Raw genomic sequence first — 23,493 nt, 5'->3', positions numbered from 1 at the left:
TCGATCGACGACAGGAAGGGACGAGCAGCAGATGAAGATCGTCGAGAGCGAGCAGCCGCCACCCACAGCCGGACCGGCCGTGGTGGCCGGTGCCGGTCTGCGCGGCGAGTTCAAACACCTGCGCACCCCGATCAGCAACGGCGCGTTCGCCGCGAAACTCGCGGTCTGCGCCCTGCTCATCGCGGCCGGCGCGGCGTTGGCGCTGTACCCGGCCGGATGGAGCCGGACCGTCGGCGTCCTGCTGCTCGGGTGCATGTTCGCGCACGCCGCCGAGCTGCAGCACCAGGCCTTGCACAGCCTCGGGTTCCGCAACCGGCGGGCCAACATGGTGGCCGGCATCGCGCTCGGCGTGCCCATGCTGATTTCGTTCGCCGCCTACCGGGCGACCCACCTGCGTCATCACCGTGACCTCGGGACGCCGGAGAACCGGGAGTTCTTCGACTACGGCGACCAGTACGGCGCGGACGGCACCCGGTCCCGCTGGCGCACCGTGCTGGTGTGGACCATCCGCTTCACGATGCTGCACTTCTACCGTCTTTTCCTGGAGAACGCCGGCCGGGCGCTGCTGGGCCGCGACTACCCGGACGAGTCGGCGGCCACGTCTCGGCGGATCCGACGCGACCACTACGTCATCCTGGCCGTGCTGCTGGTCCTGACCGTGCTCTCCGTGCTGGTCCGCGAGCCGGTGGTGCTGTGGGTGTGGGTCCTGCCGCTGCTGCTGGTCGCCGGACCGGTGCACGCCGCGATCGAGCTGCCCGAGCACTTCCGCTGCGAGACGCTCAACCAGGACCCGTTCGCCAACACCCGGACGATCCGGTCCAACCGCTTCATGATGTGGTTCACCAACGGCAACAACTTCCACGTCGAGCACCATCTGATGCCGAACCTGCCGATCGAGCGGCTGCCCGACCTGCATGCGGAGGTGCGGCCCCGGTTGAAGTACTTCCACACCAGCTACCTGTCGTTCTTCACCAAATTGGTCCGCGGCCGATGACCGACGTCACGTCCTTCCACGTGGCGCGCACGGCGGAGGACCGGGCCGCTGTGATCCGGCTCCGTGACGCGGTGTACGTGCACGACCAGGGGCGGCTCGCCGACGTCGGCGACACGGCGGCCACCTTCGACCGGTTCGACGGGCACGCGGTCTACATCCTCGCCGGGAGCGGGGATGCCGCGGTCGGCACCGTCAAGGTGGTGCCGGACGGCGAGATCGGCCTGCCGTGTGACGAAGTCGTGGACCTCAGCGCGTGGCGACGGTCGGGGAACCGGCTGGTCGAGTTCGGCCACCTGATGACACTGCCGGAGATCCGCAACCGGTCGATCGGCATGTCGCTGATGCGCGAGGCGCTGGTGTACAGCGTGCGCGAACATCGCGCCACCCACGTGCTCGGCGACTTCTTCGCCGACGAGCAGACCGGTGGCCTGCGCCCGTTCTACCTGCAGATCGGCTTCGAGGCGGTGACCCCGCCGTATGCCGACCGTCGGTTCCACAACGCCCCGCTGAGCATCGTGGGCGCCCTGGACATCGTGGCGGCGGCGCGCCGTTGCCGCACCGCAGCCGAGCGCGACAACCGGATTCTGCAGTACTTCTTCGCCGACTACGACGCGTACGCCGCGAACTGACCACGCACGCGAGGAGAAACCAACCCGTGTCCTCACACCGACAGCGGCTGGCTGAGGCCAAGGCGGCGCACAACCATCCCACCTACGCCACGATGGCCTTCGTCATGGGCTGCGGGGTGCAGGGGCCGGGCACGCGGAGCCAGGTGACCGACACCGACGCGGACAGCGCCGGCCTGCTCGCCCTCTTCGATCAGTACGGCAACCAGTCCTTCGGGTACTCCCACCCGCGCATCATCGCGGCCATCGAGGACCAGCTGGCCGGTCGCCGGCTGAACAGCACGAAGATCATGTTCGAGGAGGAGCAGATCCGGCTGGCGGCCCGGCTGGCCGAGGTGACCGGCGGCAGCCTGCCGTACTCCTACCTCGCCAACGGCGGTGGGGAGAGCATCGACAACGCGTTGAAGCTGGCCCGGGCCGCGACGCGCCGCCCCGGGTTCGTCACCGCCGCCGGTTGCTTCCACGGCAAGACGCTCGCCGCATTGAGCGCGTCCGGGCGGCCCGAGCACGCCGCGCTGTTCGAGCCGTTCCTGCCGGGCTTCCAGCAGGTGCCGTTCGGTGATCTCGACGCGCTGGACCGGGCGGTCGGCGCGGACACCGCCGCCGTGCTGCTCGAGCCGGTGCAGGCCGAGGCCGGCGTGATCCCGCCACCCCCCGGCTACCTGGCCGAGGTCCGGCGGCTCTGCGACGAGCGTGGCGCGCTGCTGATCCTGGACGAGATGCAGACCGCGTTCGGCCGATGCGGAACGCTCTTCGCGCACCAGTTGTTCGAGGTGCAGCCCGACCTGATGTGTATCGGGAAGGCGTTCGGCGGCGGCATCGTGCCGATCTCCGCCGTGATGGGCACCGAACGGGTGTGGGGTGCGCTGCGCGATCAGCCGTCCACCTTCGGGTCCAGCCTCGGCGGCAATCCGCTCTCCTGCCGGGTCGGCCTGGAGGTGCTCGCCATCGCCACCGAGGACGGCTTCGTCGACGGCGTGGTGACGAAGGGCGCGGTGATCCAGGGCCGGCTGGCCGCGGCGGTGGCCCGCCACCCGCGGCTGCTGTCGGCACACCGCGGCGTGGGGATGATGCACGGCCTGGAGTTCCACGACGAGTCGCTGGGCGGGATGGTCCTGGGCGAGCTGCTGCGACGCCGGGTGACCTCCACCTATTCGCTCTACAACAATCGGGTGCTGCGGGTGCAGCCGCCGATGGTGATCGAGGCCGACGAGCTGGCCGCCGGACTGGACATCCTCGACGACGTGCTCGACACGCTCGACGGTGCGCACGGACCGGTGCCGGTCCGCCTGTCGCCGTACACCCGCACGGTCGCCGTGCCGCTCGGCGGCGCCGAGCTGGCCGCGTTGTTGCGTCGCAAGCCGCATCTGCTCGATCCGTTCGCGGCCGAGCCGGAGCAGGAGACTGCGGCACCGCCGGAGGTGGGGTCGGCGGGCGCGGATGCCGTCGTCGTGGAGCCCGGCCTGGCCGGCACGGTCGGCGGGCGGGACGCGGAGTGGACCGACCGGGTCGAGTGGCAGCCGGACGGCGTCGTGCTATGTGCCGAACCCGGCTGGCTGTGGAAGCGGCTGGAACGTTCGGTGCGGTGGCGCCCGGACGGCGAGGGCGGGAGCCTGCTCACCATCGCACTCGTCTGGGACGCCGGCACCGAGGGCTACGAGCCCATGCTCGGCGGTCACCTCGGCCGGATCGCTCATGACCGCCTCGACACCCTGCTGACCCGGCTCGACCGACTCGCACACGCGACGATCTGAGGAAGTGACATGGAGCTCGCACATCTGACGGAGCGCTACCGCGGCAACCACGAAGCCGTGGTCGTGGAGATCGACGGCGCCGGGCAGCGCCGTGAGATCAGCCACGCCGAGTTGGCCGCCCTGTCCGCCGCCCGGGCCGGCGAGTTGCGCGCTGCCGGGGTCCGGGCCGGGGATGTGGTGGGCCTGCGGGCCGTGAACGGCATCGACTGGGTCGCGTGGGACCTCGGCGTCCTCGAGGTCGGCGCGGTCCTGCAGGCGTACCCGGACGACTTCGAGGTGGGCGACGTCGCGAAGTTCGTGGCGGAGCACGGTCTCGCCCTGCTCATCCTTGGTGACCAGGTGCACCCCGGCACGCCCGGACGCCCGGAACCGGTCGTCACGCCGGACCTGCACAGCCTGGTCTACTCCTCGGGCACCAGCGGCGTCCTGAAGGGCGTGCGGATCAGCCGCAAGGGCACCGAATACGTGATCCGCCGGTTCATCGACGCCTTCCGCATCAACGGCGACGACCGGCACCTGATCTTCCTGCCGCTGTCCAACTTCCAGCAGCGACTGTCGGTCTACTGCTGCCTGTGGACAGGTGCGGACCTGGTGCTGACGCCGTACCAGCGGGTGTTCACCGCGCTGCGCGACGAGAGCCCGACGTTCCTGATCGGGCCGCCGATCTTCTACGACGCGGCACTGCAACTGGCCACCAAGACCGGCAAGGGCGCGACGCTCGGTGAGTTCTTCGGTGGCCGGCTGCGTTTCGCCATCACCGGCATGGCGCCGATCCGGCGCGAGACGCTGGAGGCGTACGCGACGGGCGGCGTACGCCTGCTCGAGGCGTACGGCATGACCGAGAGCGGGATGATCGGGTGGAACACGCTGGAGCACAACCGGCCGGGCAGCGTCGGCCGGCTCATCGACCCGGAGGCGGTCACCTTCCTCGACGACGGTGAGCTGCTGATCCACCGGCCGGCGCCGTTGAGTCTGGGGTACTTCGGGGTGAGCGCGGAAGTCGCCGCCGAGACGTTCCGGCCGGACGGCGTCATCGTGACCGGCGACTACGGGCGGCTCGACCAGGACGGCTACCTCACTCTGGTCGGCCGCAAGAAGGATGTCATCGCGCTGTCCAGCGGCCGCAAGGTGCACCCGGGCGAGGTGGAGAGCAACTTCGCCGGGGTGCCCGGCATCGCCGACGTCATCGTGGTGCCGCAGCCCAACGGGCACGGCCTCGGCGCCGTCGTCACCCCGGCCGACGACGGCGACGAGCAGCGCGCCGCCGTGCTCGAGGGCATCCGGAAGGTGAACGAGCGGGTGGACGGTCACTTCCAGATCGCGTCGGTGGTGTTCAGCGCCGAGCCGTTGCGGGGCAACCCGGCGTTCCTGACCGCCAATCTGAAGCTGAGTCGTTCCGCGGTGGCCGCCTACTTCGCCGAACGCCGGGAACAGGACAGCGCCATCTGATGATCATCGACGCACATGTGACGCTGGCCAGCGTCCGAGCCACCCCGCGTGACTTCCTCGCGGCGCAGGCGGCCAATGTCGCCGACCGGCTCGCCGCCTACGGCGTGGCCGACCGGCACGCGGCCGTGCTCGACCAGCTCCTGGCCGGGTACGCGGACCACAACGGTGACCGGCTGGTCGCCGAGCTGGACGAGGCCGGTGTCGATCAGGCCGTCCTGGTCGCCGCGGACTACTCGCACGCCAGCCCGTACGCGGTACCTCCGGAGGAACTGGCGCGGCTGCACCACGACGTCTGCGTACGTCATCCGGGCCGGTTCCGGGTGATGTGGGGCGTCGACCCGCGGGCCGGGGCGGCGGGCGTGGAACTGTTCGAGCGCTGTGTGACCGAGTACGGCTTCGCCGGCATGAAGCTCTACCCGCTGACCGGCTACTCGCCGAGTGACCGCCGCCTCTACCCGTACTTCGAGGTGTGCGCCGCGCGGGGGCTTCCGGTGCTGACGCACACCGGCCCGGGCTGGGGTCCGCTGGACTTCACGCTCGGCCGGCCACTGCTGGTGGACGACGCCGCCCGGGACTTTCCCGGCGTCGACTTCATCCTCGGACACGGCGGGGTGACCCACGTCGAAGAGGCGTCGTACCTCTGCGCCCACCGGCCCAACGTGCACCTGGACATCAGCCAGTTCCCGTCGATGCTCGGCGTGGGCGGCTGGGTTGCGCACCTGAACCGGCTGTTCCGGACCGGGATCAATCACAAGATCCTGTTCGGTACGTGCTGGCCGTCGTTCCGGATGTCCGCGTCTCTGGCCACGGTGGTCACCGAGTTCACCCACGGCACCGTCTTCGCCGGCGTCAAACGCCGCGAGCAGCAAATGATCATGAGCGGCAACGCACTGCGCCTGTTCGGCGCGGGCCGGGCCGTCGTCACCACAGGAGGCTCCGATGGACGTTGACACCGCGACCCTGCACCAGGAACTCGTCGAATGGATCGAGAACTGGAACGAGGGCGAGACGGACCGGCCGGTCACCGTGGACACCCCGCTGCTGACCACCGGGCTGCTGGACTCGATGGGGATGGTGGCGTACCTGTCGTTCCTGGAGGATCGCTCCGGGCGCAAGTTCGACATGATGTCCTTTCCCGGCGGACGGTCGGCGACCATCCGGCAGACCGTCGAGCACTGCCTGCAGTGATCTACGACGGCCACTGCCACGTCGCCTCGACCGACTTCATCCCGGAGGCGTTCATCGGCGATGTCGTCGCCGGCATGAGCCGGCGGCTGGCCGCGGCGTCGGCCGGGCCGGCGCCGCAGCGACTGCATGACGACTACGTCGCCCATCACCAGGACCATCACGCTGACCGGCTGGTCGCCGAGATGGACGCGGCCGGGGTCGCCCGGGCGGTGCTGATGGTGCCCGACTTCAGTCTGGTCATGCCGACCAAGCTGGGTCTGGCCGAGATGGCACGCCGGCACCACGACATCCAGCGCCGCCACCCCGGCCGGTTCTGGGTCTACCTCGGGGCCGACCCGAGACGAGGGCCGGAGGGCGCCGACGCCTTCGCCGACCTGCTGGACGAGTACGGCTTCGACGGCTTCAAGCTCTATCCGCCCTGCGGGTTCTCCCCGTCGGACCGGATCGTCTACCCCTACTACGAGGTGTGCCGCAGCCGGTCGCTGCCGGTCTTCGTGCACACCGGGCCGACAGCGCACTCCCTGACCTTCACTCCCGCGGAGGCGCTGCTGATCGATCAGGCCGCCCGCGACTTCCCGGACGTCACGTTCGTTCTCGGGCACGGTGGCGTCACGGACGTGGAGGTGACGTCGTACCTCGCCGCGTACCGGCCCAACATCTATCTCGACACCGGCGGGTTCGCCGCGTCGCCGTTGCCGGGCGGCTGGCCGGCCCACCTGAACCGGCTGTTCCGGATGGGCGTCAACCACAAGATCATCTTTGGTACGGACTGGCCGTTGAACCAGCTCACCGGCGGCCTACCCCGGCTGCTCGGCGAGATCCTGGAAGGCGACGAGGTGCTCGCCGGAGTGCCTCGGCGCGACCGCGACCTGATTCTCGGCGGCAATCTGCTGCGGGTGCTCAGCCCAGAGAGCGCGTCGGTGGCCGCCCCGGGTCCGCCTCCCGGGACGGTTCGATGACCGCCCCCGCCGGCCGCGCCAGGCAACCGCACCCGCTCACCGGCCACACCGGGCAACCCGGCCGGCCGGGACGAGCGGTGGCCGGCCGGGCGCCCTTCAGGTGGCCGTCAGGCCCGGATCAGCGCCGGTTCGCCGGCCTCGATGCTGGGCAGGAACGCCGCGTAGAACGCCTCCAGCTCGTCGAAGGACTCGGCGCAGAAGAGCACCGGCTGGAAGTCTTCCACCGAGTAAGCCTGGTGCAGCATCGCGGGCAGGTCGAGCGGCCGCACCTCCACCGCCGTGCGGAACTGCTCCAGCTCGCCGACCGAGGAGAGCAGGCTGGCGCCGTACGCCTTCGGCACCCCGTCCTCGCGGACCAGGCCGTACTCCATGGTGAACCAGAACACCTGGGACAGCGCTTCCAGCGCCTCGGTGCCGGAAGCGCGCCGCGCGGCCTGGCCGACCCGGCGGTACAGCGCGGCCAGCCGCTGGTTGGCCAGGGCGTTGCCGTGGCCCACCACCTCGTGCACCATGTCCGGCTCGGGCGAGAACCGGGGCAGCGAGCTGTGCCGGATGTACTGGGTGGCCTGGAACCGGCCGTCGGCGAGCGAGCCGTAGAAGTCGGCCAGGCCGACGATGCCGGCGGCCGGGGTGAAGTGGAAACCCGTAAGCGCTCGCACGCGGTCGGAGACCTCGCGCAGCTGCGGCAGCCGGTCCGTGGGCAGGGCCAGCCGACGGGAGCCGTCCAGGAACTCCGCCGAGGCGTATCGGCGGTGTTTGGCCTGCAGGTCGGCGACGACCATGCCCCAGAGTTCAATCTCCGCTGCGGTGTACTGCACCTCCGGCACCGGCTCGCCGACCCGGTAATTCAGCGCCAGCTCCGCGATCACCGCCCGGTGCCGCTGGTAATCGGGGTCCTGCGCCCCGGGGTGCTCCTCGGCGAAGACCACCGAGACCGTCCCGCTGTCCTGCCGGATCACCGGCGAATAGACAGTCGCTTCCTCGAACATCGTAATTCCCTCTTCCGCTTGTCGGGGGATGCGCCGGGCGAGGCCCGGCGTGCCGCGGCACGCCTGTCGGAGTGCCGTTGTGACCGAGGTCGAGGCTGCGGGCACGTTCGTACCCGCCGTGCTGGAATCACCGGCGCGGTGCGCCGAATGTTCGCCCCCGTGTTGTCCGATTGTCGGCCGAGTCCATTGTAGACCTTAAATGTCCTGATCATCGAGCAGAAAATAGAAAGAATCACAGATTCGCCATCCCGGAACCATTCGGGGCGGCGGGCCTAATCGTATTTCCGCAATTCCATGCCATTCCCGGGAGAAACTGTGGCACATCGCACTCCGCTCTTCACCGCTGGCGGTCCCGGTGTCGACCTGACCGATCCGCAGTTCTTCACCGACGAGCGTTTCCTCGAGGTGGCTCGCGAGGCTCGGCGTCGGCACCCGGTGGCCTGGACCGGCCCGGACGAGGACGGGTTCTGGTCGGTCACCACCCAACGGCCGGCCCGGGAGGTGCTCCGGCGCTCGGACGTGTTCACGTCGACCCGCGGCATGCGGCTGGGAAGCCGCGCGGAGGCGGTACGCGCGGCGAGCGGCCGGATGCTCGTGGTCTCCGACGGAGCCGACCATCATCGGTTGCGCGCCGCCCACTCGCGCTGGTTCACCGGGCCGGCCCTCGCCGGTCTCGCCGCCGAGCTGCGTGTCATGGTCGACAGGCGGCTGGACGACCTGATCGGCGGTGGCGAGCCGGTCGATGTGGTCGCCGGGTTGGCCCTGCCGGTGCCGTCCTGGCTGCTGTTCCAGATGATGGGTGTGCCCGCCGAGGACCGGGATGACCTGGCCGATCTGATCGCCGCCGGGTTCGACGACTCCGACGGCAGCCCAGCCGCCGTGGCGGAACGGTCCGCCGCGCACTCGGAGGTCTTCGCGTACTTCGCCGATCTCCTGGAACGCCGTCGTGCCGAGCCCGGCGACGACATCGTCTCCACGTTCGCGACCGCCACCTACGACGGGCGAGCGCTCACCGACGACGAGATCCTCCTCAACTGCGACGGCCTGCTCAACGGCGGCCTGGAAACCACCCCGCACGCCATCTCCGGAGCGGTCCTCGCCTTCGCCCGCCACCCCGAGCAGTGGCAGCGGCTGCGTGCGGAGCCGGATCTGGTCGACTCCTCGATCGACGAGATCCTCCGGTACACCTCACCGCCCGGGCACGCGATGCGCACCGTGGTCCGCGACACCACCCTGGGCGAGGTGTACCTCGCCGCAGGCGATCGGGTGGTGGTCTGGTTCCCGTCCTGCAACCGGGACGAGGAGGTCTTCGCCGACCCGGACAGTTTCCGTGTCGACCGGCGCCCGAACCAGCATCTGAGCTTCGGCGGCGGCCCCCACTACTGCGTCGGCGCGCAGCTCGCCCGGCTCGAGCTGCGCTGCGTGCTGGAAAGCCTGCTGGACCGGGTCCACGAGGTGCACGTGGTGGGGCAGCCGATCCGGCAGGCGTCCAACTTCCTCAACGGCCTGCGGCGCCTCGACGTCGAGCTGCGGCCGGCGGTCAGGCCGGCCGGGGTGACCGGCGGGTTGCCTCGATGACGTGCATGCCGGGCGGCCCGGGCACCGTCGCCCGCAACTGCCAGCCGCTCCTCTCCAGCAGCGTGCGGTACTCCGCCTCGGTGCGTTCGCGGGCGCCGTCGTACAGCAGCATCATGGCGATGTCGGCCCAGGCCTGCGCCGCACCGGCCGAGCCGTCCGCGGGCAGCACGTCCTCGAAGAGGACGAGCCGGGTCCCGTCCGGGCTCTTCTCGGCCACCAGGCTGAGGATCCGTGTCACCGCCTCGTCGTCCCAGTCGTGCAGCACTCGGGACAGCAGGTACACGTCGCCGGGCGGTGGCTCCTCGAACAGATCACCGGCCGCCACCTCGCACCGGTCGGCCAGGCCCTGGGCGGTGATCGCGGCCCGGGACCGGTCGAGCACGTGCGGCTGGTCCACCAGCACACCCCGCAGGCCGGGCACGGCCCGCAGCACCGCGGTCAGCAGGGCTCCGGTGCCGCTGCCCAGGTCCACCACGGTGCCCTCGGCCGGCCAGTCGACCAGGTCCACGCAGGGCAGTGAGAGCAGTCGGGACTGCTCGGCCATCGCCTGGCTGAACACCCGCTGCCGGTCCGGTCGCGCCGCGAGGAACTCCCAGAAGCCCTCACCCAGGGCAATCGGCGCGGCCGGTTGTCCGGTGCGCAGGGTGTGGTCCATCCGGTGTGCCACGTCCGAGACGCCGAGCGTGGCGAACGTCGCCGCCAGCGACATCGGATGGTCCGTGCGCAGCAGCTCGCCCCGATCGGTGAGCGCCACTTCGTCGGTGCCCGGCTCGAAGGTGACGATGTCGTGCCCGTCGAGCAGCCGCAGCAGCCGCCGCAGGGCGTCCACATCGGTGCCGGCCTCCGCCGCGACCGTCCGAACCGGCCGGGGCGTCTCGCCCAGCAGGTCCGGGACGCCCAACCGCGTCAGTGCGCACAGGGCGTGGAAGACCAGGCCCGTTTGGTACACGTCGAACAGCGCCGCTACTTCCGCGACCGATTCCCGCCGCATGTCGTCATGCCTCCCCGTAGCTGAACATGGTCACAGGTGGGCAACATACCTAATGGAAGGACTGCTATGACGGGACTGTCGACTGAGGACCGGCTGCCGCTGTCCCACGCGCAACGCCAGCTGTGGTTCATCGACCAGCTCAGTCCTGGTGAGTCCACCTACAACAGCCCGCTTGTCTATCGCCTGCGCGGGCCGGTGGACGTCGCCGTCCTCCGAGACGCGCTGACGCTCCTGGTCCGCCGGCACGACGGGCTGCGTACCCGGTTCGGCATCGCCGACGGGGTGCCGTACCAGGTGATCGCGCCACCGCCGGAGACGGTCGAGCTGATGGTGCGGGAGCTGCCTCGCACGGCCGGCGACGACGTGGAGCGGGCCGTCGGCGCGGCGCTGCATCAGGAGGCCACCGAGATCTTCGACCTGCAGGTGGGGCCGCTGTACCGGTTCCGGTTGATCCACGTCGACGCGGACGACCAGATCCTGGTGCTCGCGTTCCACCATGTGGTGACCGATGGCTGGTCCACCGGGGTGGTGCGGCGGGACCTGTCCGCCGCCTACCGGGCTCTCGCGGCGGGTCACGTCCCGCGGCTCCCGGCGCCGCGCACCACCTTCGCCGACTATGTCACCGCTCGGGGCCGACAGTTGCCCGGCGACGCGCTGGAGGAGGGCCTGGCGCACTGGGAACGCACCCTCGGCGGTCTGCCGGCGCTGGATCTGCCCACCGACCGGCCCCGTCCTCCGGTGCCCAGCCAGCGCGGCGGGACCGTGGTACGGCACCTCGACACCACACTCCTCACCGAGCTGCGCAAGGTTGCCGACGCCAGCGGCGCCACGCTGTTCATGGTGCTCACCACCGGACTCGCCGCGGTGCTGCACGCGCACACCGGGCAGGACGACGTCGGTATCGGGGTGCCCATGTTCGGGCGTTCGGACCCGGACCTGGAGGACACCGTCGGCCTGTTCGTCAACATGGTCGTGCTGCGCCTCGACCTCTCCGGAGACCCGTCGCTCGGGGTGCTGCTGGACCGGGTCACCGACGCCAGCTTCGCGCTCTACGACTACGAGGACGTGCCGTTCGAGCTGGTGGTGGAGCGGCTGCGCCCGGTTCGCGACCAGGCCCGCAACCCCCTCTTCCAGGTCTCCGCCCAGTTGCTCGGCGACGGCACCACCGGCGGCGGGCTGGACTTCCCCGGGGTCGACGCGGAGCTGCTGATGCCGCCTTCCGGCCGGGCCGCATTCGACCTGTCGTTCGACTTCTCGCTCGACGGGGACCGGCTGTCGCTGTACATCGAATACGCCACTGACCTCTTCGACCGGTCCCGCATCGAGTCGCTCGCCGGCCACCTCGAGCAGGTGCTGCGGATCCTGCCCGCCGAGCGGGACACACCGTTGCCCCGGCTGCCGCTGCTCTCCGCGGAGGAGACGCGGGCGCTGCTCGCCCTCGGCGACGGCGGCCCGGTCACCGTGCCGGAACAACCCGTGCACGTGCGGATCGCGGCCACCGCGGCGGCCCGCCCGGAGGCCGTGGCGGCCGTGTGCCGAGGCCGGGAACTGACCTACGGCGGCCTGCTGGACGGTGCCGACCGGATCGCCCGCCGGTTGCACGCCGCCGGGGTCGGCCACGAGCACACCGTCGCCCTGGTGCTGGACCGGGACCTGGACGTGCTCCCCGCGATGCTGGGCGTGCTGCGTGCCGGCGCGGCCGTCGCCCCGTTCGACCCGGGCCACCCCGCCGACCGGCTGTCGTACCTGATCCAGGACGCCGGCGCGCCGGTGGTACTGACCCGTCGCGCCCTGGCGGAGCGTCTGCCCACGCCGGCCGGCTGGACCGTGCTGCTGGTCGACGAGGAGCCGGCCGGCGAGGTGACCGGACCGGCGCCGGTGGACCGGTCCGGCCCCGGCTCGGTCGCATACCTGCTCTACACCTCGGGGTCCACCGGCCGGCCGAAGGGCGTACAGGTGGAACACGGAGCGATCGGGATCTACGTCGATCGCTTGACCGAGCTGGTCGGGTTGCGGCCGGAGGACCGGATCCTGCAGTTCGCCGCGCTCACCTTCGACGTGTCCTGGGGCGAGATCTTCGCGACGCTGACCTCCGGGGCCACCCTGGTCCTGGTGGCGCCGGAGGAAGGCGCCTCGCCGGCCGAGGTGGCCGCACTGATCCGCCGGGAACGGGTGACCTGCGCGGCGCTGACCCCGACCATGCTCAGTCTGCTGGACCCGGAGCCGTACCCGGACCTGCGCACGGTCGTCAGCCTCGGCGAGGCGCTCACGGCGGAGCTCGCCAACGCGTGGACACGACCGGGGCGCGCGCTGTGGAACGTCTACGGGCCGACCGAGGTCGCCGTCGCGTGCACCGACCACGACTGCGGCACCGAAAGCCGGCAGATGCCGCCGCCGATCGGCCGCCCGCATCCCGGCCGCCGGCTGTACGTGGTCAACACCGCCGACCGGCTGGCGCCCCGCGGCGCCCCGGGAGAGCTGCTCATCGGTGGAGCCGGACTGGCCCGGGGTTACCTGAACAACCCGGAGCTCACCGCCGCGCGATTCCACACGGACCCGTTCCGGCCGGGTGAGCGGGTCTATCGCAGCGGTGACCTGGTCCGCTGGAACAGCGACGGCGATGTGGAGTACCTGGGGCGCATCGACCAGCAGGTCAAGCTGAACGGCATCCGGATCGAGCCGGGCGAGATCGAGTCGGCGTTGCTGGCACATCCCGGGATCAGATCCGCGGTCGTCGCGGTGCGTCCGGACCGCCGGGGAGAACCACGCCTGGTCGGCTACCTGGTCACCGACGACGGCGAGCCACCAGCCGGGCCCGGCCCGCGCGAGTTCCTCAGCCGGACCCTGCCGCCGTCGATGATCCCGAGCGTCTGGGTCCACCTCGACAGGCTGCCGATGACCCTGTCGCACAAGGTGGATCGCAACGCGCTCCCGGAACCCGCCGACGATGACGGCGGCGGCCCGGTGGCCGAGCCGGCCACGCCCACCGAGGCGGCGCTCGCCCGGATCTTCGCCGACGTGCTCGGCCGGACCGACATCGGCGCCGACGCCAACCTCTTCGATGCCGGCGGTTCCTCGCTGCAGGCGATGCGGGTGATCGCCCGGATCAGCCGGGACTTCGGGATCAAGCTGAACCTGCGCCAGCTCTACGGCACCGCCACGGTCCGTGCGATCGCCGAACGCATCGACGGGCTGGCCGGGCGGGACGGTGGCGCGCCGTGACGGCCGGTTTCGACCCGGTGTTGCCGCTGCGGCCGAACGGTTCGCGGCCACCGTTGTTCTGCGTCCCACCGGTCTCCGGATCACCGTACGTCTACCGCGCCCTGCTCCCTCTCCTCGACGAGGAGCAGCCGGTCTACACGCTGGAGTCGCCCGGCTTCGACGGTGACGAACCACCGCTGGATTCGGTGCCGGCCCTGGCGGAGCTGTTCCTCACGGCGCTGCGCCGGTGTCGCGGCGAGGGTGAGGTGGCGCTCCTCGGCTGGTCGATGGGCGGGGTCGTGGCGTACGAGATGGCCACTCGGCTGACCGCCCTCGGGGTGGCCGTGCCGCTGCTGATGGTGGTCGACGCGGCGGCCCCGGGCACGCATCCCGCGCCGCCCGCCGGGGCGGTGGCCCGGCTGCTGGCGCGTGACCTCGCGGCGGTCAACGGCCTCCCGGCCGAGCCGCTGGAACGGGCGCTGGAGGCGGCGTCCCCCGACGCCGGAGCCGATGACGTGCTCGCCGCGGTGGCCGGCTCCGGCGTGCTGCCGCCGGACTGCGATCAGGACTTCCTGCGCCAGCGGTTGCGCCCGTTCGCCGCGCATGTCCGGGCGCTGGCGTCCTACCGGCCGGCCGGGCGCTATCCGGGCACGGTCACGCTGATCCGGGCGGAGCAGTCCACAATAGACCGGGACAGCTGGCAGCGAATCAGTACTGACCTGGACGAATATCTCATTCCCGCTGATCACTATACGATCTGGCGAGGTGATGCGCTGGCATCACTGGGCGCCGCCGTGCGACACCGGCTCGACGGCCTTCGCCACCCCCACATCGCCTGAACCGTGTTACTTCGAGAGGAGCCCTTTTCTCATGCAGGCCCCCCTGTGGCGCCGGGTGAGCATCCTGGCGGCACTAGCCCTGTCGGCGTTCATTTTCAACACCACCGAGAACCTGCCGATCGGGCTCCTCAGCCTGATCTCCGATGACCTGGGGGTGTCCCTGCCGTCCGCGGGCTTCCTCGTGACCGGTTACGGGCTCACCGTGGCCGTGGTGTCGTTGCCCCTCGCCGCCGTCACGCAGCGCATCCCGCGGCGGTACGTGCTCACCGCGCTGCTCGCCATCCTGGTGATCAGTACGCTGGCCTCAGTGCTCATCGCCTCGTACCCGTTGCTGTTCGGCGCGCGGGTGGTCACCGCGATCGCGCAGGCGCTGTTCTGGGCAGTGCTCGGTCCCACCGCGGTGGGCCTGTTCCCCCGCGAACGCCGCGGCCGGGTCATCGCCGTGATGTCGGTGTGCGGATCCCTCGCAACGGTCCTGGGCGTGCCGGCCGGCACCTGGCTGGCCCAGCACAGCAGCTGGCAGACGCCGTTCCTGGTGATCACTCTCCTCGGACTGGTGGCACTGGTGATCGTCGCCGTGCTGCTGCCGACCACCCGCCCGGAGGAGAGCCACGGCGCCTTCGGCTCGCACCCGGACACGTGGCGATTCGCCATCGTGATCGCCACTACGGTGCTCTCGGTGACCGGGATGTTCGCCGGCTTCACCTACATCACCGAATTCCTGACCAAACTCACCGGCTACACCGAGGCCTCGGTCGGCGGCATGCTGTTCGTCTTCGGCGCGGCCGGCACCGCGGGGGTGGTCGCGGTCGGTCCGCTGCTGGACCGCCTGCCGCGCGGTTCCCTGCTGCTGACGGTCGGCCTGCAGGGAGTGAGCCTGCTGATGCTCGGCCTGTTCCCGGGTAACAAGATCTTGGTCGTCGTGATGCTCGGCCTGCTCGGCTTCTCCGCCGCGCCGGTCTTCATGGCGACGCAGGCGCGAATCCTGCGGGTGGCACCGGGCCGGACCGAGATCGGCTTCGCGGCGAACTCGGCGGGGTTCAACGTCGGTGTGGCGGCCGGCTCCCTGATCGGCGGGTTGCTGCTGTCGCCGTTCGACGCCCGGGCCGGGTTCTTGGTCGGCGCGGCCCTGACCGCGCTGTCAGTGGCGCTGCTGCTGGTGGACCCGCTGCTGCCGGCCCGGCCCGAGCGGCTCGTCGGCGGCGAGCCCACGGTCCCGGTCGGCGCGGCCGAATGACCACCGGGGTGCACCCGCTGCTGCGGCGTCCCGGCAGCCGGCGGGCGCACGACACCTGCCGGCTCGGGTAGGTCGGGCGACAGCACACCGGGCCGGGATCTCAGGGTCCGGGTCGGGCTCCCGGGTCCCGGTGTGCCAGGAAACGCCTGGCGCACGACGACGGGCGCCGCATGCCGCGGCGCCCGTCCGAAGGTGTGTGTCTCAGGCGATGCTGGTCCAGCCGCTGCCGATCTGGCGGCCGGTGCTGTAGGGGGCGGTGTTGTCGCGGGTGTGGGTGTAGAGCCAGAGGGTGCCGTCGGGTTTGGTGGCGAGCAGATCGGCGTGCTGATCGCCGGTGACATCGGCGGCGTGGACGCGGTCGAACTGCTGCCAGGCCGAGCCGATGACGGCGCCGGTGCTGTACGGCGCGTTGACGTTGCCGGTGTGGCTGTAAAGGCGCAGCTGACCGTCCGCACTGACGGTGAACAGGTCGGCCTTGCCGTCGGCGTTGGCGTCAGCGGCACTCAGGTGGGTGAACGCCCAGCCCGTACCGATCTGGCGGCCCGTGCTGTACGGCGCGGCATTGTCGCCACCATGGGCGTAGAGCAGCAGCGCACCGTCCCCGGCGGCAGCCACCGCATCGGCCTTGCCGTCACCGGTGACGTCACCCGCCGTGACCTGCCGGAACCCGGCCCAGCCGGTACCCACCTGCCGCGCGGTACCGTACGGAGCTGAGTTGTCGCCACCATGGGCGTACAGCAGCAACGCACCATCGTTACGCACCGCCAGCACGTCACCCTTACCGTCACCGGTGACATCAGCGACCCGGAACGTGGTCATCGACTGCCACCCCGAACCGATCTGAGAATTCGGGCCGTACGGCGTACTCGCGCTCGCACCACCGTTCGGGTACAACGCCAGCGAACCGTCCGCCCGCCGTCCCAGCACATCGGCGAACCCGTCACCGGTCACATCCCCGGCCGCCACCCCACCGGTCCCGGAGAACAGCGAGCCGGCGATGATCGCACCGTCCGCAGCCTGCGGTTCGTACCGGCTGGGGTAGGCCGACACCTGGACGGCCTGCGCCACCTGACCGACCGGGCGCGTCCGCCAGGAGCCGTCCGGGTAGAGGCTGAGCATCTTGTTGAGGAACGCGTTGGTCGCCCAGACCGGGTCGAGGCGCTGCTGCCGGCTGCCCCAGGAAGCGCGCTGCTGGAACAGGCCGAGACTGTCGTGGTCGACCTCCTCGGAGATGTTCTGGATCGTCGACTCGACGATGACCGTGGCCATCGCGATCGTGGCGGCGCGGACCTCGAGCCCCCGAGCCTGCACGGCGCCGACGACGGCCCGGGCACACGACACCCGGTAACCGGTCATCTGGCCGCGCATCGAGCCCTGCAGGCGTGCGTTGAGAGAGGTGGCGAGCGCGTTGTCGGCGACTGTCACCCCGGCGGAACTGCAGGCGACGGTGGCCCAGGCGTGGGCCGGCGTGATCGTGGATGTCAGCAGGGCGGCGCTGAGGGCGGCGGCGGCCAGTGCGGTGAACCTGCCACGCCGGTGGAAGATGCTGTTCATGTCAGTTCTCCGTCCGTTCGTTTCCGGGTCAGGCGATGCTGGTCCAGCCGCTGCCGATCTGGCGGCCGGTGCTGTAAGGGGCGGTGTTGTCGCGGGTGTGGGTGTAGAGCCAGAGGGTGCCGTCGGGCTTGGTGGCGAGCAGATCGGCGTGCTGATCGCCGGTGACATCGGCGGCGTGGACGCGGTCGAACTGCTGCCAGGCCGAGCCGATGACGGCGCCGGTGCTGTACGGCGCGTTGACGTTGCCGGTGTGGCTGTAAAGGCGCAGCTGACCGTCCGCACTGACGGTGAACAGGTCGGCCCTGCCGTCGGCGTTGGCGTCAGCGGCACTCAGGTGGGTGAACGCCCAGCCCGTACCGATCTGGCGGCCCGTGCTGTACGGCGCGGCATTGTCGCCACCATGGGCGTAGAGCAGCAGCGCGCCATCCCCGGCGGCAGCCACCACATCGGCCTTGCCGTCACCGGTGACGTCACCCGCCGTGACCTGCCGGAACCCGGCCCAGCCGGTACCCACCTGCCGCGCGGTGCCGTACGGAGCGGCGTTGTCGCCACCATGGGCGTACAGCAGCAACGCACCATCGTTACGCACCGCCAGCACGTCACCCTTACCGTCACCGGTGACATCGGCGACCCGGAACGTGGTCATCGACTGCCACCCCGAACCGATCTGAGAATTCGGGCCGTACGGCGTACTCGCGCCCGCACCACCGTTCGGGTACAACGCCAGCGAACCGTCCGCCCGCCGGCCCAGCACATCGGCGAACCCGTCACCGGTCACATCCCCGGCCGCCACCCCACCCGCCGCGCTGTCCTGGATCTTGACGTAGCGCATCGGCTTGTAGTTGCTCAGCACCCGGTTGCTCGTCTGCGACCACTTGCGGTGCACGGCACGCGGCGGGGTCTGCTCGTAGATCCAGAAGTCGCCACCGACCGCGCCGACCCAGCGGTCGAAGAGCACGACGTGCGAGCCGTTGTTCGGGTTCGCGGGGTTGTGATAGTTCAGGAAGTCACCGGGCTTGAGGCCGTTGAAGGCGATCGGCGTACCGATCTCGTGCAGGTTGCCGGTCCAGTAGCTGCCGCTGGTCTTGAGCGCCATGGAGATGAATCCGGAACAGTCGGTGCGGTAACCCCCGTAGTAGGCGTCCATGCTGTACGGCACCTGGGCGGCCACCCAGGTCTGTGCCCGGGAGATGACCTCGGTACGGCTGATCACTGTCCCGGGGCTCACCGCCGCGCTCGCCGCCCTCGGCTGCGGTGTGGCGACGTCCTTGCCGGCGGTCGCCTGCGCCGGGACGCCCAGGGCGATAGCGGCGGTGAGGCCGGCCAGAGCGGAGGTCGCGGTACGGAACAAGGTGCTGGTCATCGATATCTCCTTCGGTGTGAGCCCCGCTGATCGGCGGGCACCGATGACGATCCGAGCAGGCACCAGAAATCTGCTGTAGAAGCTCTACAACCCCGGCACAGGGCCGTATCGGGCGTGTGCCGCCCCGGTGGCGATCGCCCAGGACGAGTCGCCATAGGACCAGTGCCACCAGCGCCCGGCGTCGTTGACCAGCCCGGATGCGCTCAGCGCCCCGGACAGCAGCCGCAGGCACGCGGGCGCGGCCGGCGCCGCGGGATCGCCGGGGCAGCCGGGCAACTCGGCCGGCACACCGTCGTCGACCTGGAACAGAGCGAGATCGACGGCGCCGCCGGTCAGGTGCGCGGCATCGTCCGCGCCGTGACCGGCGACGACGAGAATCTGCAAGTGCCGGGGCAGCAGGCTCTGCGCCAGCACCAGCCGTTCCACCACCGCGAAACGCAGCAGCGCCCGCCTGCCGGGCGCGACCTTCAGCGGCGCGGACGCGACGTCGACCAGGGCTTCGGTTGATTCGTTGAGCGACATCGGGACTCCTGCACGTGCGGGGGCGGGGAACACACCACCGTCACGGAGTCCTCTTCAGGTTCGCTGTAATTCAATTACAGAGTTCGTGATACTCACGGGCGCCGAACGTCCGGAAGGCGCGCAGCGCCTCGGCACGGGCGGTCTCGGCCGCGACCCGGTCGCCGCGTGCCGACTCCAGGTCGGCGATGTCGCGCAGGGTGCGCGCGCAGAACAGCGCAGCCTCCTGGCCACGGAAGATCTCCAGCGCCGCGCTCAGCCACTTGGCCGCGTCGTCGAGCCGGCCGGCGGCCAGTTCCAGTTCGCCCATCGTGCGCAGCACCATGGCCTCACCCCACTGGTCACCCATCGCCTGGTGCACGGCGAGGGCCTCCTGCAGCGGCTCCCGGGCCTGTTCCAGCCGGCCCATCCGGACGTACGTCTTGGCCAGCGCCCGCCGCGAGAAGGCGATGAGTGACCGATCACCGAGCTCCTCGAAGATCGCCAGCGCCCGGTTCAACGCCTGCTCGGCCTCGGCAAGCCTGCCCTGTGCCCGGTGCGCCAGCCCGATGGTGCGCAGCGACAGCGCCTCACCGCGGCGGCTTCCCGCCCGCCGGTACGCGGCCATCGCGGCGTTCAACGCCTGCTCGGTGGCCGCGAAATCGCCGCGTTCCAGATGCACCGAGCCGAGCACGCGGGCACAGTGCCCGGCCGCCCGGTCGTCGCCGAGCGTCTGCGACAGCTCCGCCGCCTGCTTGAGGAAGTGCACCGCCTCCGGCAGATAACCCTGCTCCCGGCAGGCCAGGCCCAGAGCACTGAGCGCGCTGGCCTGCCCCCGGGCGTCGCCGAGGTCGCGGAACCGTTCCGCGGCCTCGGCCAGGTGCTGCCGGGACTCGGTGAACTGGTCCTGCTCGTAGCGCAGTTGGCCGAGTTCGGCGATCAGCACCGCCTCGGCGTGCGCGTCACCGGCCGCGCGGGCCGCGCCCAGCGCGGCGCGATGGGCCCGGTTCCACAGGTCCGGCACGTTGCCGAGGGCGTACCGCGAGGCGCAGAGCACCGCGGCCACCGCCACGGCCTGCTGGGCCAGGCCCAGTTCGGCGGCGCGTTCGACGGCCAGCACGAGCGATGTCTGCTCCATGTCGAGCCAGCCGCGCGGATCGCTCACCGCGTTGCCCACCACCTCCGGGTCGGCATCGGCTCCCGGGGGTGGCACCACCGGCAGGACCGCCCCCGAGGTCACGTGGTCGGCGATGTGCTGCGACAGCCGGTTCAGCGCCGCCGACCACGCCTGCACCACCCGGCGGGTGGCGGCTACCAGGCGGTCCCGGTCCTCGTGCTCTTCGGCCTGCTCGCGGGCGTAGATGCGGATGAGGTCGTGCAGCCGGTAACGCAGCAGGCCGGTGTCGTCGACGTAGGTGTAGTCGACCAGGTGGGCGTCGACGAGTTGTTCCAGGATTCGTTCGGCTGTCCGGATGTCGGTGTCCAGGGCGTACGCGAGCACCCAGGACCGGAAGTCGGACAGGCCCAGATGGCCCAGCCAGCAGATCGCGGTGTGCGCCACCGGGTCCAGGCTGGCGAAGCTGAGCGCGATGCTGACCCGGACCTGCTGGTCACCGGCGGACAGCTCGTCGAGCCGGCGGCGTTCATCGCGCAGCCTGCCGGCCATCAGGGCCGCGGTCCACTGCCGGCGACTGGCCAGCCGCGCGCCCGCCACCCGAACCGCGAGCGGCAGGTTGCCGCAGGCCGCGACGATTTCGGCGGCGGCCTGGGACGCGGGCGCGATGCGGTCCACCCCGACGACCTGGGTCAGCAGGGCGGTGGCCTCCGCGGTGGAGAGCAGGTCCAGCTCGACCAGCCGGGCACCGGCCAGGCCACCGAGCTTGCTCCGTGAGGTGACCAGCACCGAGGAGCCGCCGCTGCCCGGCAGCAGCGGCCGTACCTGCTGCTCGCCGGCGGCGTCGTCGAGCACGATCAGCACCCGGCGGCCGGCGAGCACCGTACGGTAGGCGTCCATCCGCTCGTCGGCGCCGTCCGGTACCGCCTGCTGCGGCTCCAGCGCGCGCAGGAAGCGCCCGAGGACCTCGGCGGGTGAGGCCGGGGTGTCGGTGTTGCCGCGCAGGTCGACGTGCAGTTGCCCGTCGGGATAGGCGGAAGCGGCCCGATGAGCCACGTGGGCCGCGAGCGCCGACTTGCCGACCCCGCCCGGTCCCAGCAGCGCCACCACGGCCGGGCCCTCGGCCAGCGCCGTCCCCAGTTCCCCGATCAGCGCCTCGCGTCCCACGAACCCGGGCGGATCCGGCGGCAACTGGGCCGGGCCGCGGCGCGGGTGCTGCTGCGGCGCGGCCGGCTCCGGGCCGAGCAGAGCAGGGTCGGCGCGCAGAATCCGCTCGTGCAGGACGGTCAGTTCGGGGCCGGGTTCGAGGCCCAGTTCCTCGATCAACGCCTCGCGGCCCTGCCGGAAGACAGTCAGTGCCTCGGCGGTGCGGTCCGCCCGGTGCAGCGCCAGCATCAGCTGTCCGCGCATCGTGCTGCGGGTGGGGTGTTGGCCGACCAGGACGGTCAGCTCCCCGATCAGCTCGTCGTTGCGGCCGAGTTCCAGCTCCGCGGCGATCCGGGCCTCGACGGCTGCGACCCGCTGCTCGTCGAGGCGTGCCGCCTCGGCCGCGAGGATCCGGCTGCGGACCCCACCGAGCGCGGGCCCGCGCCACAGCAGCTCCGCGGCCCGCAAGGCGTTGGCCGCCTGCCGGTGGCGGCCGTCGGCCGCGGCGGCGCGCCCCTGGCCGACGAGGGTGGCGAAGCGGTGCCGGTCGAGGTCCTCGTCGCGGACACACGCCTGATAGCCCGGCGCCTGGGTGATGACGGCCTCGTCACCGACCGCCCGGCGCAGCGTGGACACGTAGGTCTGCACCAGCGCGCGGGCGGTGCCGGGTGGATCGTCGTCCCAGAGGATGTCGATCAGGCGATCGGTCGGCACGACACGGCGCGGTTCGAGGAGCAGCGCGGCCAGCAAGGTGCGGATCTTGGTGCCACCCAGACTGACCTGCTCACCATCGCGGAAGGCCTCCACCGGCCCCAGGAGACGAAACTCCATCTAGGTTCCCCTATATGCACCCTGGTGGATGCTCTGCGGTGCACCTTACGCCAGGGAGGGCCTGCCCCTCACCGAGTGAAGTCAATCCGATGGACGCCAGCCCAGGGCTGGACCGAGCGACCCCGCCATGTCGGTGAGGATCTGCACGTAGTCGTCGTGCTCGAAGGTGAACGGCAGCGCGAACGCCACCTCGTCGATCTCCCGGTACGCCGCGTGCTCCGACAACCGTTCGGCGATCTCCCGCGACGACCCGACGAGGTCGGGGGCGAACATCATCCGGGCCGGGCCCTGCGGCGACCCGGTGCGCGGGAGCCGCTTCCGCGCGTACGCCTGATACTTCTCCTTCTGTGCCGCCGACGCGCTGTCCGTGGGGATCACCACCAGCCCCTGCGACACCCGCGCCTTCGCGCCGTCCGGGTGCGCCTCCCGGAACGCGCGCACCTGCGCCAGCTGGATGCGGGCGAAGTCCGTGTCGTCGCCCTCGGCCTTCACCACGCTGCTGGTCAGGAAGTTCATGCCGCGCTCGCCGGCCCACCGCGCGGACCGCAGGCTGCCACCGCCGTACCAGAGACGCGACGCCAGGCCCGGCGAGTGCGGCTGCACCCGGTCGGAGAACTCCTCGAAACCGACCGTGCCCCGGAATGCGGTGACCGGTTCACCGCGGACGGCCGCGAGCAGGCGCTCCACCCGCCCGTACCCGAAGTCCTCGTCGGTGTCCGGGTAGAGCGCGCCCTTGACCTGCTCGTAGTGCATCGGCGGGCCGACGCTGACACCCGGGTTGAGCCGGCCGCCGGAGAGCAGGTCCACGGTCGCCAGGTCCTCGGCCAGGCGCAGCGGGTTCTCCCAGCCGAGCGGGGTGACCGCGGTGCCGAGCTCGATCCGGCTGGTCCGCTGGGTGGCGGCGGCGAGGACCGCGACCGGCGAGGAGATCCCGTACTGGAGGTGCCGGTGCCGCAGCCAGGCACTGTCGAACCCGAGCCGCTCCCCCAGCTCGATGATCTCCAGGGTGGACTCGTGACCACGGCGCGGATCCGCCTCGTCGAACAGGCCGATCGGGAGAAAACCCAGCTTACGCAGCATGATCGCACTCTAGTCCCGGCAATCCCCGCCGGACAGGTAGGAGTTGCGAAAGCCACTGCCGACGACCGAGCCGCCGGCCCGAGCCGGCTGTCGGCATCCCGG

General features: G+C 71.1%; 18 protein-coding genes. 11 read left to right on the top strand and 7 right to left on the bottom strand.

Annotated elements, in window-relative coordinates:
- The first annotated feature begins 31 nt into the window (after positions 1–31).
- From LPA41_RS34975 to LPA41_RS34945, 7 genes are read left to right on the top strand one after another with little or no spacing between them, the layout of a single operon-like run.
- Positions 32–994 (top strand): fatty acid desaturase, encoded by a 963-nt coding sequence (locus LPA41_RS34975; protein ID WP_229075531.1) that lies wholly within the window; start codon positions 32–34, stop codon positions 992–994.
- On the top strand, positions 991–1,623 hold the full coding sequence (locus LPA41_RS34970) for a GNAT family N-acyltransferase (protein WP_229075530.1): 633 nt from the start codon (positions 991–993) through the stop codon (positions 1,621–1,623). Before LPA41_RS34975 ends, LPA41_RS34970 begins: the two co-directional genes overlap by 4 nt.
- Before the next feature lie 26 nt (positions 1,624–1,649).
- Positions 1,650–3,374 (top strand): aspartate aminotransferase family protein, encoded by a 1,725-nt coding sequence (locus LPA41_RS34965; RefSeq protein WP_229075529.1) that lies wholly within the window; start codon positions 1,650–1,652, stop codon positions 3,372–3,374.
- Positions 3,375–3,383: 9 nt separating this feature from the next.
- Positions 3,384–4,823: an AMP-binding protein gene (locus LPA41_RS34960; protein ID WP_229075528.1), complete on the top strand. Its 1,440-nt coding sequence runs from the start codon at positions 3,384–3,386 to the stop codon at positions 4,821–4,823.
- Positions 4,823–5,773 carry an amidohydrolase family protein gene (locus LPA41_RS34955; RefSeq protein ID WP_229075527.1) on the top strand — a complete coding sequence of 317 codons (951 nt, stop codon included), beginning with the start codon at positions 4,823–4,825 and terminating at the stop codon, positions 5,771–5,773. The genes LPA41_RS34960 and LPA41_RS34955 overlap by 1 nt, the downstream gene beginning before the upstream one ends.
- Positions 5,763–6,011, top strand: coding sequence for a hypothetical protein (locus LPA41_RS34950; RefSeq protein WP_229075526.1), 249 nt, complete (start codon positions 5,763–5,765; stop codon positions 6,009–6,011). The genes LPA41_RS34955 and LPA41_RS34950 overlap by 11 nt, the downstream gene beginning before the upstream one ends.
- A complete protein-coding gene (locus LPA41_RS34945; RefSeq protein WP_229075525.1) occupies positions 6,008–6,970 on the top strand; it encodes an amidohydrolase family protein in 963 nt (320 codons plus the stop codon). Before LPA41_RS34950 ends, LPA41_RS34945 begins: the two co-directional genes overlap by 4 nt.
- A 107-nt stretch (positions 6,971–7,077) precedes the next feature.
- Here the strand turns inward: LPA41_RS34945 and LPA41_RS34940 are convergent, their stop codons facing one another.
- A complete protein-coding gene (locus tag LPA41_RS34940) occupies positions 7,078–7,959 on the bottom strand; it encodes a phenylalanine 4-monooxygenase (RefSeq protein ID WP_229075524.1) in 882 nt (293 codons plus the stop codon).
- Positions 7,960–8,274: 315 nt separating this feature from the next.
- Between LPA41_RS34940 and LPA41_RS42815 the strand changes: the two genes are divergently transcribed.
- A complete protein-coding gene (locus LPA41_RS42815) occupies positions 8,275–9,537 on the top strand; it encodes a cytochrome P450 (protein ID WP_229075523.1) in 1,263 nt (420 codons plus the stop codon).
- Here LPA41_RS42815 and LPA41_RS34930 read toward each other — a convergent pair.
- Positions 9,500–10,528 carry a methyltransferase gene (locus LPA41_RS34930; protein ID WP_229075522.1) on the bottom strand — a complete coding sequence of 343 codons (1,029 nt, stop codon included), beginning with the start codon at positions 10,526–10,528 and terminating at the stop codon, positions 9,500–9,502. The two genes, LPA41_RS42815 and LPA41_RS34930, sit on opposite strands and share 38 nt — an antisense overlap.
- 66 nt (positions 10,529–10,594) lie before the next feature.
- Here LPA41_RS34930 and LPA41_RS34925 point away from each other — a divergent pair, with 66 nt between their 5' ends.
- From LPA41_RS34925 to LPA41_RS34915, 3 genes are read left to right on the top strand one after another with little or no spacing between them, the layout of a single operon-like run.
- On the top strand, positions 10,595–13,750 hold the full coding sequence (locus LPA41_RS34925) for a non-ribosomal peptide synthetase (RefSeq protein WP_229075521.1): 3,156 nt from the start codon (positions 10,595–10,597) through the stop codon (positions 13,748–13,750).
- The gene (locus LPA41_RS34920; RefSeq protein ID WP_229075520.1) at positions 13,747–14,568 is read left to right on the top strand and encodes an alpha/beta fold hydrolase; all 822 of its coding nucleotides are present in this window, start codon (positions 13,747–13,749) and stop codon (positions 14,566–14,568) included. Before LPA41_RS34925 ends, LPA41_RS34920 begins: the two co-directional genes overlap by 4 nt.
- Positions 14,569–14,599: 31 nt before the next feature.
- Positions 14,600–15,805 carry an MFS transporter gene (locus tag LPA41_RS34915; protein WP_229075519.1) on the top strand — a complete coding sequence of 402 codons (1,206 nt, stop codon included), beginning with the start codon at positions 14,600–14,602 and terminating at the stop codon, positions 15,803–15,805.
- A gap of 201 nt (positions 15,806–16,006) precedes the next feature.
- Here the strand turns inward: LPA41_RS34915 and LPA41_RS34910 are convergent, their stop codons facing one another.
- The 5 genes from LPA41_RS34910 to LPA41_RS34890 form a co-directional block, all read right to left on the bottom strand.
- Entirely contained in the window at positions 16,007–17,359 is a 1,353-nt protein-coding gene (locus tag LPA41_RS34910) for a VCBS repeat-containing protein (protein WP_229075518.1), read from the bottom strand.
- Positions 17,360–17,387: 28 nt separating this feature from the next.
- Positions 17,388–18,722: an FG-GAP-like repeat-containing protein gene (locus LPA41_RS34905; RefSeq protein ID WP_229075517.1), complete on the bottom strand. Its 1,335-nt coding sequence runs from the start codon at positions 18,720–18,722 to the stop codon at positions 17,388–17,390.
- A gap of 84 nt (positions 18,723–18,806) precedes the next feature.
- Complete coding sequence (locus LPA41_RS34900; RefSeq protein ID WP_229075516.1) at positions 18,807–19,244, bottom strand: hypothetical protein; 438 nt, start codon at positions 19,242–19,244, stop codon at positions 18,807–18,809.
- 70 nt (positions 19,245–19,314) lie between these two features.
- A complete protein-coding gene (locus LPA41_RS34895; RefSeq protein ID WP_229075515.1) occupies positions 19,315–22,311 on the bottom strand; it encodes a BTAD domain-containing putative transcriptional regulator in 2,997 nt (998 codons plus the stop codon).
- A gap of 81 nt (positions 22,312–22,392) precedes the next feature.
- Complete coding sequence (locus LPA41_RS34890) at positions 22,393–23,391, bottom strand: LLM class flavin-dependent oxidoreductase (RefSeq protein WP_229075514.1); 999 nt, start codon at positions 23,389–23,391, stop codon at positions 22,393–22,395.
- Positions 23,392–23,493: the final 102 nt, after the last annotated feature.

The organism is Actinoplanes sp. DH11 (assembly GCF_020873875.1).
Classification (GTDB): domain Bacteria; phylum Actinomycetota; class Actinomycetes; order Mycobacteriales; family Micromonosporaceae; genus Actinoplanes.
The sequence above is the reverse complement of the archived record's forward strand: the minus strand, read 5'-3'. Positions and strand labels throughout refer to the sequence as shown.